The sequence below is a fragment of the Vibrio sp. SSH13-20 genome, assembly GCF_040104475.1.
Taxonomy (GTDB): domain Bacteria; phylum Pseudomonadota; class Gammaproteobacteria; order Enterobacterales; family Vibrionaceae; genus Vibrio; species Vibrio harveyi.
Genome location: NZ_JBECOU010000006.1, coordinates 257948 through 272016, shown reverse-complemented (window position 1 = coordinate 272016; position 14069 = coordinate 257948). Strand labels below are relative to the sequence as shown.

General features: G+C 45.8%; 12 protein-coding genes. 7 read left to right on the top strand and 5 right to left on the bottom strand.

The window, feature by feature from the left end:
* Positions 1-62 precede the first annotated feature (62 nt).
* Both ABMY42_RS18595 and ABMY42_RS18590 read right to left on the bottom strand, forming a co-directional pair.
* Complete coding sequence (locus ABMY42_RS18595; protein ID WP_005451835.1) at positions 63-593, bottom strand: 3'-5' exonuclease; 531 nt, start codon at positions 591-593, stop codon at positions 63-65.
* A gap of 82 nt (positions 594-675) precedes the next feature.
* Positions 676-2217, bottom strand: a complete 1542-nt coding sequence (locus ABMY42_RS18590) for a sensor domain-containing diguanylate cyclase (protein WP_239923779.1) — start codon at positions 2215-2217, stop codon at positions 676-678.
* Positions 2218-2504: 287 nt separating this feature from the next.
* Here ABMY42_RS18590 and ABMY42_RS18585 point away from each other — a divergent pair, with 287 nt between their 5' ends.
* From ABMY42_RS18585 to ABMY42_RS18575, 3 genes are read left to right on the top strand one after another with little or no spacing between them, the layout of a single operon-like run.
* Positions 2505-3137, top strand: a complete 633-nt coding sequence (locus ABMY42_RS18585) for a DUF2760 domain-containing protein (protein ID WP_005434042.1) — start codon at positions 2505-2507, stop codon at positions 3135-3137.
* Positions 3137-5101, top strand: coding sequence for an Hsp70 family protein (locus tag ABMY42_RS18580; RefSeq protein WP_349266616.1), 1965 nt, complete (start codon positions 3137-3139; stop codon positions 5099-5101). Before ABMY42_RS18585 ends, ABMY42_RS18580 begins: the two co-directional genes overlap by 1 nt.
* A 55-nt stretch (positions 5102-5156) precedes the next feature.
* A complete protein-coding gene (locus tag ABMY42_RS18575) occupies positions 5157-7982 on the top strand; it encodes an Hsp70 family protein (protein WP_349266615.1) in 2826 nt (941 codons plus the stop codon).
* Positions 7983-8067: 85 nt separating this feature from the next.
* On the opposite strand, the gene ABMY42_RS18570 is transcribed toward ABMY42_RS18575, so the two are convergent.
* Complete coding sequence (locus ABMY42_RS18570) at positions 8068-8262, bottom strand: hypothetical protein (RefSeq protein WP_005377692.1); 195 nt, start codon at positions 8260-8262, stop codon at positions 8068-8070.
* An 86-nt stretch (positions 8263-8348) separates the two neighbouring features.
* Here ABMY42_RS18570 and ABMY42_RS18565 point away from each other — a divergent pair, with 86 nt between their 5' ends.
* Positions 8349-9035 (top strand): DNA-3-methyladenine glycosylase I, encoded by a 687-nt coding sequence (locus ABMY42_RS18565; RefSeq protein WP_069687052.1) that lies wholly within the window; start codon positions 8349-8351, stop codon positions 9033-9035.
* Positions 9036-9119: 84 nt separating this feature from the next.
* Here ABMY42_RS18565 and ABMY42_RS18560 read toward each other — a convergent pair whose 3' ends face one another.
* Entirely contained in the window at positions 9120-10097 is a 978-nt protein-coding gene (locus ABMY42_RS18560; protein WP_349266614.1) for a Gfo/Idh/MocA family oxidoreductase, read from the bottom strand.
* A gap of 11 nt (positions 10098-10108) precedes the next feature.
* Entirely contained in the window at positions 10109-10396 is a 288-nt protein-coding gene (locus tag ABMY42_RS18555) for an antibiotic biosynthesis monooxygenase (protein WP_009698079.1), read from the bottom strand.
* Between the two features lie 103 nt (positions 10397-10499).
* On the opposite strand from ABMY42_RS18555, the gene ABMY42_RS18550 reads away from it, so the two are divergent.
* The 3 genes from ABMY42_RS18550 to ABMY42_RS18540 all read left to right on the top strand — a co-directional run bounded on the left by ABMY42_RS18550 (position 10500) and on the right by ABMY42_RS18540 (position 13869).
* Complete coding sequence (locus tag ABMY42_RS18550; RefSeq protein ID WP_029789841.1) at positions 10500-11378, top strand: LysR family transcriptional regulator; 879 nt, start codon at positions 10500-10502, stop codon at positions 11376-11378.
* Between the two features lie 426 nt (positions 11379-11804).
* Positions 11805-13148 (top strand): sodium/glutamate symporter, encoded by a 1344-nt coding sequence (locus ABMY42_RS18545; protein ID WP_069687051.1) that lies wholly within the window; start codon positions 11805-11807, stop codon positions 13146-13148.
* Between the two features lie 229 nt (positions 13149-13377).
* Positions 13378-13869: a prepilin-type N-terminal cleavage/methylation domain-containing protein gene (locus ABMY42_RS18540; RefSeq protein WP_050938297.1), complete on the top strand. Its 492-nt coding sequence runs from the start codon at positions 13378-13380 to the stop codon at positions 13867-13869.
* Positions 13870-14069: the final 200 nt, after the last annotated feature.

The following is a 14069-nucleotide window of genomic DNA, read 5'->3' as shown; positions in this document are numbered from 1 at the left end:
ACTTAGTACTGGCTTATGACGAGCAGACTGAAATCCAATGAAAGATTTATGAAAACAGAAACTTATAGCATGGTCAGTGCTAGTTTCGCCAAGTTGTAAGCGTCAACATAGCCCGAGTGCTGGCGACCTTCCCACTCAATGCCTTTTGCTTCTTGCGCCGCTTTATGACCAATGCGCTTATCTTTAAGACGGTTTTGGATTCGGTACAACGTCGCTAAGTTGATGAACTCGGTAAATGGCGCGTCAATGCCCTTTTGTTGGCATTCTTCAAGCAAGATAAGGTCATCGCGCCCCCATGAAGCATAGATCTTATTACGACCACCAAAGTTCTTTAGCATCGACTTAAGCACTTCTTCTAATGGTCGACCTTGCTTTTCAATCTTACGTGGTGTGATGCCAGTTAACTCTGCACAAAACAGGGACACTTCATCATGCTCAGGTTTCACGTAGTATTGCGCGCGCTTAACGATTTCACCTTTCGACAAATCTATTTCCGCCAAACCAACTTCAATGATCTCGCCTGTACGACCCACGCCGTTTTCATTCCAGCAGCACATTTCTAAATCGAAGCAGACGATACGGTTATGGTTCATAGTTTGTCTTGATTCCTAACGTAAATTTGAAAGCGTGAGATTCTACCGTAACGAATCTCAAAACTCGAATTTGCTCGCTGAATTAATCGCCGATCGATACAGAGTTTCGACCATTTTTCTTACTTTGGTAAAGCTGCACGTCCATTTTATGGAATAAGCTCTCAGGATCTTCGTTGTTATGTACCGCAGCGCCAATGCTCAAAGAACAAATGATTGGTGTACTTTCATATTCAAATGGCGAGCTTGCGACAATACCTCGTAACTTCTCCAGATAGGCGGCTAGTTCTTCCTTGTCCGTCACTCTAGATAAAATGCAGAACTCATCGCCACCTGCTCGGTAGAAACGATCACCATCGAGCAAGTTAGCATTCACAAGCTTGGTTACGTGCAATAACGCTTCATCTCCGGCTAAATGACCGTACTTATCGTTAATCACTTTAAAGCGGTCAATATCGAAACCCACTAAAGAAAACTCAACGCCACTATTGATGTAGTGCAGTAAGTTATCGTTAAATACGCGTCGGTTAAGCAATTGGGTCAATGGATCCAACTCCGCCATGCGTTTTAGCTCAACCGTTTTGTTATCAAGCATCACCGCAAGACGTTCTTTTTCACGTGATTGAAGATTGACGATATAGCTGATCAAGATAGCAATGACTAAACCCGCAATACCGGTTCCATAAAGGACAGAACGCTCCCACGCCGAAACGGATTCAGACAGCTTAAACTCAACACGCCATTCGCGATTTGGCAGTTGAATCGTGCGACTAATGACTTTGCCATGCAGCTCATCCCAGTTTGAGCTTTTGAACAATAGAGGGTCGTCGTAAGCATCAAAGCCCTTGTCTTCAACTTTTACAGACATATCCAATTCCGTCGCGGTTTTGGTAATCAATTGATCAAAATAGACAGTACTGCGCACTACCCCAACAACGACACCAAGTAGCTCGTGTTTGTCATAGCTAAATACCGGGTGGTAAACCAACAGACCACTTTTCTCTAATGACTTGTCGTATCCGTCTTGAAGCAATCGGACTTTGTCTGAAATATTGGCTCGATCATGGGTAATAATGTCATCTAGGATCAGTTCGAAACGCAAACGTGAAGAATAAAAGCCAAGCAAAGACAAGTTAGTTTCAGTTCTTGGATAAATATCAGTCGCTATGTATGCAGGAGCTTGGTCTTTCAAGATGTAACCAAACGTCTTCTCACCATCTTTCGGTACTGTAAAGATGTCAAAATCAGGGAAAATTTGACGAGTTTTCGCCAAATAGACCTCGAGCTCACTTGGTTCAACACGTTGCATCCATTGCAAGCCAACCAAGCTCTGTGAACTTTCGACGACTTGTTTTGCGTAGTAAGGAAATTGTGTCCAGTATGACTTATCAACGGAATGGAAAAAGTTTGCACCAGCGCCGATGAACTCAAGATCGTTTTCTACTGCCAGTTTAAGAGATTCCGCTTGGCGATCTGCCAGGGTATCGAAAATGGTCATGGTGTAACGCTGTTGTATTTTATAAGCGACACCAACCATGCCCGCAGTGACAATAACGACTGCAATAAAAGCTACAATAGAAGCAGAGTACCGTTTGAAAATGCTCTGTTGAGCCGTGCTATATGTCATTTACTGTTCCACGTTTTTTGCGTGTCATGCTTCGATAATGATGGAAATACTGCGCCACATGTGGGTAAACATCAAGCAACAACGTTTGCGTCCCCATCTAATCGTTGATTTTTCATGCTAATCATGCGGTATATTCACGAATTATTACAGTCTTAAGCCTTGAATATGCTACCATCCACCATCATTTTAATGTCTAAACTTGGTGCAGGTCGCAAAGCCGATCTCTTTAGTAAACATGTGTGAGCCAATACTAAGCGCCAATAAATCAATAGAAAGAGAAAAATGTCATGAACATTGATTTGAACCTAATTCCTCAAACGTTCGATATGCTTCACGCAGGTCTAGCGGCTTCGAGCGTTTTGCTTCTTCTGATCGCAGTATCTCGTAAATCTAAAGTGATTGAGAAAGTGGTAGAAAAACCAGTCGAGAAAATCGTCGAGGTTGAGAAGCCAGTTGAGAAGATCGTTGAAGTAGAAAAAGTAGTGGAAGTAGAGAAAGTCGTAGAGCGCGTTGTAGAAGTTGAATCAAAACTTGCAACAGCATCAACGGACTCTGCAATGCAGCTGCTTTCTATCATGCAACAAGAAGCTCGCCTAATTGACTTCTTAAAAGAAGACCTAACGTCATTCTCTGATGAAGAAGTCGGCGCAGCCGCTCGCGTAATCCACACTGGCGGTCAGAAAGTACTGAACGACTACGTGACGCTAGCGCACGTTCGTAACGAAGACGAAGAAACTCGCATTACGGTTGAAGAAGGCTTCAACCCACAAGAAATCCGCCTAACCGGCAACGTAACAGGCAGCGCGCCATTCAACGGCACGCTAGTTCACAAAGGTTGGAAAGCAACATCAATGACGTTGCCTAAACTGGCTGAGAACTACGATGCATCTGTGATCGCTCCAGCTGAGGTTGAGCTGTAATGGAACACATGAACCAAGAAAACCATTCTCAAGAAGCGTCTGTTGAAACTCAACAGACGCCAAAATTCAGTGTTGGTATCGACTTAGGTACAACACACTGTGTCATGTCTTTTGTTGATACACACAACGAAGACGCTCGCGTTGAAGTAATGCCTATCCCGCAGTTGACTGCGCCGGGCACGGTAGAGACTCGTAGCCAATTAGGCTCTTTCCTTTACCAGCCGCACGAGCACGAAATGAGCCCGCAATCACGCGTACTTCCATGGTCGAGCGAGCCAAAAGCTCTGGTTGGTGCGATTGCACGTAACCTAGGTTCAAAAACACCAATTCGTCTTGTTGCAAGTGCGAAATCTTGGCTTTGCCACGCTGGTGTGAATCGTCGTGATGCCTTCTTACCAGCAGGTAGCCCAGAAGAAGTGGAAAAAGTATCCCCTCTTCGTGCGACAGAGCTTTACCTAGAGCACCTAAAAGACGCTTGGAATCACACCAATCCAAATCACAACCTTGCTGATCAAGACGTGACTATTACGGTCCCTGCTTCTTTCGATCCTGCTGCTCGCGATCTAACTGCAGAAGCAGCACGCAACGTTGGTTTCGTGCACCTAACACTTCTAGAAGAGCCACAAGCTGCGCTTTACAACTGGATTGATAACAGCGACGACAAATGGCGCGATGAAGTTGAAGTTGGCGACATCGTGCTTGTGGTCGATATCGGTGGTGGTACGACTGACCTTTCTTTGGTTGAAGTAACTGAAGATGAGGGCAACCTAACTCTTAACCGTATCGCGGTAGGTGAACACATCCTACTTGGCGGTGACAACATGGATCTTGCACTTGCTTACCGCTTGAAGATGAAGCTAGCGCAAGAAGGCAAAGAGCTACAGCCATGGCAAGTTCAGGCAATGACACACGCATGTCGTGACGCGAAAGAAGCGTTATTGAACGACAGTGAGCTTCAGTCAGTGCCAATCGTAGTACCAAGCCGTGGTTCTAAACTGCTTGGCGCAACGCTGAAAACAGAACTGACTCAAGAAGAAGTACAACAAACACTGGTTGACGGCTTCTTCCCTCAAGTTGCGATTACTGATCACCCTGTTCAACGTAACCGTGGTGCACTAACGCAAATGGGTCTGCCTTACGCACAAGATGCAGGCATTACTCGTCACATTGCAGCGTTCTTGTCTAAGCAAGCCAATGCTCTTTCTGCGTCAGGAAATGGCGGCGAAGCAGCGGCTCAAGATTTCAACCCATTCGCTAACATGCCTGGTATGCCAGGTGCGGATGCAGCGCAATCGGCTGACTTCATCAAGCCAACCGCAATCCTATTCAACGGTGGTGTTCTGAAATCGAAACTTCTAGCAACTCGTCTAGAAGACACGATCAACGAATGGCTAATTGAAGCAGATGCAGAAATGGCGAAGCGCCTAACAGGTGTGGATCTAGACCTTGCGGTTGCTAGCGGTGCGGCTTACTACGGCTCTGTGCGTCGTGGTCAGGGCGTTCGTATCCGTGGTGGTATTGCTTCGGCGTACTACGTGGGTATCGAAAGTGCGATGCCAGCGATTCCGGGCATGGCGCCTCCAATGGAAGCACTTTGTGTTGCACCATTTGGTATGGAAGAAGGTTCAAGCGTTGACGTACCAAGCCAAGAGTTTGGTTTGATCATTGGTCAACCGGTTAACTTCCAATTCTTCGGCTCAACCGTTCGTCGTGATGACCTAGCAGGTACTCACCTAGACTACTGGGCACCAGAAGAGCTTGAAGAGCTTCCAGAAATCCAAGTAACGCTGCCTGTATCTGAAGGTCGTCGTGAAGGTGAAGTGGTTCCAGTAACCCTAGCCTCTCGCGTCACAGAGCTTGGTACGCTTTACTTAGAAGCCATTGCCGCTGATAACGGTCAAAAATGGCATGTTGAGTTCGATGTGCGCGAAGACGCGAAAAGCAACTCAAACGAAGAAGAATAAATAGAAATCAAACGGCATCCAATCGGGTGCCGTTTTTAAATACACGAAGGTTTGTATGGCATCTCCTCGTTTTCTTGTTGGTATTGACCTTGGCACCACAAACACTGTGGTGGCGTACTGTGAAATCACCGACAACCTTGAACAATCCGAAGTATCCCTATTCGACATCGACCAATTGATTGGTCCGGGTGAAGTGGTTCGTAAACCATTACTGCCCTCTTTCCGCTATCACCCTGCGGTTGGTCAAATATCCCCTTCTGACCTGACACTTCCTTGGGAAAACGAACCTGTATCTGGCGACATTAGTAATGTGATCGTGGGTGAATGGGCTCGTGAATTAGGCGCTAAGGTGGAAGGACGTCAGGTATCCAGTGCTAAAAGCTGGCTATCACACCAAGCAGTGGATCGCAGTTCAGACATTCTTCCTTGGGCTGGCGCGCAAGACGTGGACAAAGTCTCTCCCGTCATTGCCAGCGCAAGCTACCTCAACCACATTCGCCAAGCATGGAACTACCGTCACCCTAGCAATAAGCTAGAAGACCAAGATGTGGTTGTGACCGTTCCTGCATCGTTCGATGAAACCGCTCGTAAGCTCACGCTTGAAGCCGCTGGGTTGGCAGGTTTAAAGAAAATCGTCCTGCTCGAAGAACCACAAGCCGTATGTTACGACTGGTACGCACGCCACCAGCAAACCGCAGCTGATGAACTCAAAGAGTTACCGCTGATTCTGGTGTGTGATGTGGGCGGTGGTACTACCGACTTGAGCTTGATTGAAGCCAGTTTCTCTTCTCAAGATGAACTAGCCCTTGATCGTATTGGTGTTGGCGAGCACTTAATGCTAGGTGGTGATAACCTCGACTTAGCATTAGCACACCTTGCAGAGAGCCGCCTTTCTCAAAATAAAGGGGAACAAAGCAAGAAGCTCACTGCTGCAAGTCTGACTAAGCTGATTCAGCAAACTCGCAAGGCGAAAGAAAACCTACTTTCAGCGAGTGCACCTGAAGAAGTAAAAATCACCATGCTGGGCAGCGGCTCGAAACTTCTTGGCGGAACAAAGAGTATTGGACTGAGCAAACAAGAAGTGCACCAAATCGCTTTGGATGGCTTCTTCCCGCTTTCTGATTTCAGTGAAGTACCAGACAAACGTCGCAGCGCGGTTGTCGAGTTTGGTCTTCCATACGTTGCTGACCCAGCGGTGAGCAAACACGTAGCCGAGTTCTTAACTCAGCACCAACAAGTTGCTCGTGCCGCTCTTGGCATTGAAGACGACAAACAAAATGCCATTCCAGTCGGTTTGCTACTTAACGGTGGTGTGTTCAATAGTGAACTTGTGACTGAGCGAGTCACTACCCTACTGTCCGATTGGCGAGGCGCTCCGGTTACGGTATTAGATAACCCACATCCAGATTGGTCTGTTGCACTAGGTGCTGTTGCGTTTGGTAAAGCACGTCGTGGTGCACAGCTAAAAATAGGTGGTGGTGCAGCGCGTTCTTACTTCTTGCACCTTCAAGAGAAGAACAAGATGGGCAAAGCGCTCTGTTTGCTTGCAAAAGGTACAGAAGAAGGACACGAGATCCGCTTAAGTGGTCGTCGTTTCTCGCTTACCCTAGGTGAACCTGTTCGCTTTAACCTGCTGACTTCTACCCACGACACCTTAACCAATAACACTGCCATTCAAAACGGTGTGATGGTTGACGTTGATCCCGACTTATTTGCTCCTCTGCCGCCTTATATCACTACTCTTGAGGGTGAAGGTGCCGAACTGCAAGCCAACCAGAAAGAGCGCGTAGAAGTGCAACTGGCGTGTCAGTTGACCGAAGTCGGCACGCTTAAGATGGAATGTGTCAGCGCAGAAGATGACAGCAAACGTTGGGAGCTGGAGTTCGAAGTCCGTAACAAGCAAACCGACGACAGCGAGCAAGTTAAGCTTCACCCTAAACTAAACGAATGTAAGGAGCTGATCGCTCGCCTTTACAGCGGTAACAAGAAAAGCGCAGAAAGCAAAGAGATCAAAACCTTAGCCAAAGATCTTGAGAAGAAACTGGGCAAACGTGATGAATGGGATTTCACGACCCTACGTCAACTGTTCGATACCTTTGCACAAGGTCGTAAGCGTCGTCGCCGTTCTGAACAACACGAGAAAAACTGGCTTCGTTTGGCAGGCTTTGCGTTGCGTCCGGGCTTTGGCGATCCAACCGATTCATGGCGCATTGAGCAAGTTTGGGGTCTATACCAACAAAACATTCAGTTCAAAAACCATCAAGGTTGGACTGACTGGTGGGTATTCTGGCGTCGCATCGCAGGTGGTTTAAGCCAAGAGCAGCAAGAGACCATCTTGGCGGACATCGCGAAATACCTACACCCTGGCGCGATGAAAAACCCACAATCCGCCAAAGCAGCGCAAGACATGGGTTATGAATCCATGGTTCGATTAGCGGCATCGCTTGAACACCTAGAAGTCGAAGACAAAGTTCTATTGGCTACGTGGTTCTTGAGCAAAGCCACCAACCATAACCAATTCGAACAAGCGCACTGGTGGGCAATGGGTCGTTTGGCATCGCGTACGCCTTTGTATGGCAGCCAGCATAACGTAATTCCTCGTGAACAAGCGGAACAATGGTTGCCTAAGCTATTAGAGCAGAACTGGCAGAAAGAGCCAATGATCGCTTTCGCAGCCGTGATGATTTGTCGTAAGACGGGCGACCGCCTATTCGATATCTCAGACGATTACCGTGAGCAGGTACTGGCTAAGTTGAAGCAAAGTAAGGTGCCTGAATCTTGGGTATCACTGGTTGAAGAAGTCAAAGAGCTATCTGAGAGCGAATCGAAGCGTATCTTTGGTGATGCACTCCCAAGCGGTCTGACGCTGGTAAACAACTAAGCTCTCACGCTTATAAGCGCAACAAAGCCCTTCATGAGAAGGGCTTTGTTTTATCTGATTCCAATTGCTGACGAAAAGCGGTTCGTTAGTTCATTTCCGTATTGATTACCACATCACGCGTTTCATTATCCATATCACTGATGCCGACCACTGAGATTTCACGGTCAGATAAATTCTCAATCATGCTGTCTTCCAACCCACCGTCCGTCATCCACGCATAGAATTTTTCCGCAATACGATCCGAACCTTCTCCGACAAACGTTAATGTGACCTTCTTCATTTGTGACACTCCATCAATTTACGATTCAGCCACTTAAGCGTAGTATGTTTCGCAAATATCGACATAAACTAGGACTAACTTCTTTTATGAGTATCGAAAAATTTGACGCGATTTATCAGCGCGCTACTGAGCGTAAAGGTGGTGAAGATCAACTTGAAGCGCTTTTGTCTCATCCACTAAGCAAAGAAGAATTGGCAGCGATTCCCGATGACCGTTGGCTGGCCGCTTTTTCGATGAAGGTATTCCAAAGTGGGATTTCGTGGAGCGTGGTTCGCAACAAGTGGCCGAACTTCGAAGAAGTATTCTTCGGATTTAAGATTGAGCCCTTGTTAATGCTGTCAGACGAGCAATGGGAAACCAAAGCAACCGACAAACGCATCATTCGCCATCTCACTAAAGTCATGTCGATCCCTGCTAATGCTCGTATGATCCACGAAGCAAAAGTCGAATACGGCTCGTTTGGCAAAATGGTTGCCGATTGGCCGCAAGAGAAAATCACCGACCTATGGGCATATTTGAAGAAACACGGTAATCGCCTAGGTGGAAATACCGGTCCTTACACACTTCGCCAAATGGGCGTTGATACCTTTATCTTGTCTAGCGACGTCGAGGCTTACCTGCGTAATTGCAAGATCATTGAAGGTGGCAAAGACACTAAAAAGTCGCTCGACGCCACCAACAAAGCGTTTGTGCAATGGCAACAAGAAAGTGGTAGAAGCCTGTCTGAAATCAGCCAAGTTATTGCGTTCAGCACCGGCGATAATCGCATTTAACCGAGATTAAACCCAAAATACAAACGGCGCACTGATCATTGGATTTAGTGCGCCGTTTTTATGTTCATTGGTTCAAGTACAGACTTACTTTGAAGCCAGTGATTCCCACTCAGTCAGTAGCTGCATAATGCGGTGAGAGTCTTCCCATGTTGCACAAGGATTTTCTAACGAGGTACGCCCCTCCTCAACCGCTTGGCGAATAGTGCGCACTTGATAGAAGAAAGCGTCCCCAGTTGCCGGTACAAACACTTCACGCTTCGACGTCTCGTAAATTTCCACACTAAACTGGTTATCTTGCGTTGGTAGCCATGGGTTCGAGTCTAACGTAATACAGCCTTTGCTACCCAGAATGGTGAATTGGTGTTTCAATCCGTGATCTTCGGCGGTATGCACGCTCGCCGTTTGTAGCTCACCGAATTGCATCATCAAGCTCGATTCACAGATATTCCCATCGTTACCTCGTCGACCAATCGCCGTCATAGAGCGGTTTCCAAAGGCTTGTTCACCCAACATGGTTTTCACCACCAAGTGCACCAATGATATTGGGTAGCAACCTAAATTATACAAAGCACCTTTGCTGTCTGGATTAACAAACTGCGCAATCGACGCAATATAAGAAGTATGGATGGAGCGAAGTTCACCGATCTCTCCCGATTTAAGCACCGAAAGTAACTCGCTGATCAACGGGTGATGCAAGTACATCAAGCCTTCAGCAAAGAATACCTTGTGCGATTCGACTGCCTTTAGAGCCAGCTCAGTTTTTTCCATATCTACCGAAAGTGACTTCTCACAAAGAATCGCTTTACCCTGCTCTGCCGCTTTGACGATAAAGTCATGATGAAGGTGATTTGGCAGTGCGATGTAAATAATGTCGACTTGTTCATCGGCAATCAACGCATCGTAATCGGTGAAGGTATTCTCGATGCCATATTGCTCAGCAAATGCATTCAAGTTCCGTTCCGAACGTCCAGCAACTGCGTAGAGCTTACTCTTGTCATCGCCTTGGATTGCCTCTGCCATGACACCTGAGATAAAGCTTGTGCCTAAAATGCCCCATTTCATGTTCACGTCTCCTATTGCGCTTGAGTTTCGAATGCTTGGACTAACTCTGCCATTTCAGCTGCAATGAACGCTTGTGTATGCGGCATAGCAAAATGCGCTTCAATCGCGGCGCGGTTTTCATATCGCTCCCAAAGAATCACACGCAGTGGGTCTTTCGAATCGTAGGTCGCATTCGCTTGCAAACACCCAGCTTCGCTCTGCATATCAAGGCAAAATTGTTCAATGGTCTCAACCACTTGTTGTCTTGGCTTATCGGCATTCATTTTCAGTTCGGCGGTAACAAAAATCGTCTTGCTCATGATGGATCTCTTTCTCCACTCTTAATCATACGTCCACTGTAATTAACCTCATATGATTGATAAACTCTGCTTTAGTTATTTCTTTATCAACTCTGGGTGTGTAATGGATAAATTAACAAGCATGAAGGTTTTCGCTTACGTGGTCGAACATGGCAGCTTTCGTAACGCCGCACACCACTTTGATATTTCACCGACCATGGTTGGCAAACACATGAGCTTTCTTGAGCAAAGCTTAGGTACGCAGCTGATTCATCGCACCACGCGCAAACAGTCCTTGACCGAAGCTGGCAGACTCTACTATCAAGAGTGCCACCGCATTATTGAAGACATCACCAACGCAGAGAACCTAATCCAGACGCTGATCAACCGCCCAACTGGAACAGTAAAAGTTAACTGCCCAGTTACCTATGGTAAAAAGGTGATTGCGCCCATCGTGGCTGACTTCTTAGCTGAATTTCCCGAACTGAACGTTGAGTTAATGTTGGATAACAGTTTGATTGACCCATATCGAAGCGAAGCAGACGTGATTATTCGTATTGGTGAGTTGGTCGATTCATCGTTAGTTGCAAGAAAACTCGGGGAATACGACATGACTTACTGCGCCTCACCCTCTTATCTTAAGCTGCATGCCCCTATCCAATCGCTTGATGACCTTGAACATCATCATTGTTTGGGATTTCAGTACCACCAAGGGGAAAGCCAACAGGTGGTGAACATGCCATCTAATACCTTTGGAAACAGCAACACCCGATTAACGTCTAATAATGGTGATGTGCTTAAGTTTGCCGCGTTAAAAGGCTCTGGTGTTCTTCTACAACCAAAGATTTTAGTTGAACAAGAAATCCAGTCTGGCGCGTTGGTAGAAATTCTCCATTCACACATTCCCAAGCCAAAGCCGATCCACCTGCTTTACCGTTCAAAACAGCTTTCCCTTAAAAATCGCACCTTCGTCGATTTTGTTCTTTCTCATGTGAGCCAATAATACAAACAGACAAAACGGCTGTAATTTAACCAAGCAATTAGTTTTTATTGTCGATATGACAAATATTATTTCTCATTAATTATCTTTATTTTTCATACTGTTAGCACAGAACGCTCATTTGATGAACATAATTTATTGATTCCCATCAATTGCATTGCCCTGACAAAGTGACTAGGATTGCCGCCTTTCCTGAGTGAACTATCAAAATAACATCGAGAATTTAATCTAATTTCTCTCCAAGTTCGTGCGTAATCACGACATTTGCACTCATTTCAAACTGCATAAGCACATTCCTTTGCTTATGAAAACGACATTGATTTCTCAACACTTTTGGTCACGTATGTGACTTTTTTCGTTGGGAGCGATTTTTCAATCAAGGTTGGTCACAAGGACGCTACCCCTTGACTGCATTTACTGGAGGATAAAATGCCTAAAGGTCTAATGCTGACTGACTTAGCCATTGCTGGCTTACTATTGATTTTGGCAAAAGTCATTCGCGTTCACACGCCACTACTACAACGTATGTACATTCCATCGGCGGTTCTCGCGGGATTATTCGGTCTGATTTTTGGACCAGCCCTGCTAAACATACTGCCGTGGACCGATACATTTACCGCTAACGCAAGCCTATTAACTGCTGCACTTTTTTCTGCGTTAGGTCTGGCAACTGATGTCCCATCACCTAAGACCGTCGCACAGCGCGCTGGCTCATTGTGGGCATTCAACCAAATCGCTTCTGTTTCACAGTGGTTATTTGCAGCAATGTTTGGTCTCGCGATCACTACCTTCTTCTGGCCAGAGATTAATCCAGCCTTTGGCGTGACAATGTCTGCAGGCTTTATGGGCGGTCACGGTTCAGCTTCTGTTGTTGGCGAAATATTCACGGGGCTTGGTTGGGAAGATGGCTTCACACTAGGTTTAACCTTCGCAACCGTGGGTATCTTCATCTCAATTTCAGTAGGCATGCTCATGCTGCAATTCGCATTGAAGCTGGGTTGGATTCGTAGCTTTACCACATTCGACAGCATGGACGAGCACGAGCGAAAAGGTCTTGTTAAGCCTGATGATCAAGAACCGGTAATGAAAGACACTATGTCTTCCCTGTCGGTTGATTCTTTTGCGATTCACGCCGCATTGGTGGTTGTAGTAACGACGTTCTCCTATGTTGCTGCTAACTATTTATCTTCCTTCCACGATAAGGTGCAGATCCCAACGTTTGTAACCGGGTTCCTTGGCGGTATGTTGGTTCGAATTGTCGCAAAGCAGACCAAAGCGTCACGTTACCTTTGTGATGGCGCGTTCAAACATGCAGCGGGCATCAGCACCGATTATTTGATTATCTTCGGTATCTCTGCAATCAAGATTACCGTCTTGGCCCAATACTTAATGCCTATGGTAGTACTAGCTCTTGGCGGCGTATGTTTCACACTTTGGTTAATCTTTTGGGTGGCTCCACGCATCATGGGAGACGATTGGTTTGAAAAAGGCATCTTCTCTTGGGGTTGGCTGACGGGTACGGTTGCAATGGGTATTGCCCTACTGCGTATTGTCGATCCAAAGATGCGTAGCAAGGTACTTGATGATTACGCCATCGCTTATGTCCCAGGCTCAATCACTGACATCTTCATCATATCTTTGATGCCAATCGCGATGTATAACGGCATGCACTGGCAAGCGCTTGGCGTTGGTCTAGCTTACATAGCCATGGTTCTTTTCATTTGGCGTTTTGTTTTCAAACAAGGCTCACAGACCGCAACGAATCCATCATAACGACCTGATTTACCGAGCCTCATTTTAGCTGAAATGGGGCTTTTTCTTACTGATATCTCAATAACTTTTTATGTAAAAACAAACACACTTCAAGTTAAAAAAATGAGCAATTTGTTTTATATATAAGAACATGACAACTCATCGCATAACTTCATTCTTTTTCAATACCTTTCCAGCCATAATTTTGTTCCAGAATAGCAGTCTATAAAAGCAAATTCGGAGGTTGGCTGTGCGTAATTCCAAAGGTTTTACTCTGATAGAATTGGTGATTTGTATCGTCATTCTGGGAATAGTAAGTGTTGTGGCGTTTCCAAAATTTTTAGACATCCAAAAAGACGCCCGTATTGCGGTCTTGCATGGCGCAAGAGAAGCTTTGATGACCGCAAACAATCAAGTTTATGCGAAAGCAGTCATGCAATCTCAAGAACAAGTCGATGGTGGAGAGGTCAAGAATATTGACTTGGATAGCGATGGTGTTAAGGATTTAATTGGCTATTACGGATACATAAAGAACGTAATACCTGCACAAGAACTCGCTGGTTTTGACCCTCAATTAACTATCAATCGATGGTATGGCGTGGATGATGAAAACGAACCTTACTTCTTGATTGGCTTTGCTAATAAGCCCGTAGATATCTCTCATCTTTGTTATGTTGAGGTTTACTACCCGAAAACATCAGGTGATCAAATAAAATACGGAATTCAAACTAGAGACTGCTAAAACCACTCGGAATGAGCTTCAAAAGCATCACTTTTGAAGCTTTTATCCCCTAACAACCCAAAACCCTTCAAAACGTCAAATTAACAATAAATTCACATTATCTCGTTACATCCACACCTTTCAGCGATACATAAGGCAGCAAACCACACTGTTCCTGCCAAATCGACACATTGTATTGTTTTTCATTTCGCTCAAAAATT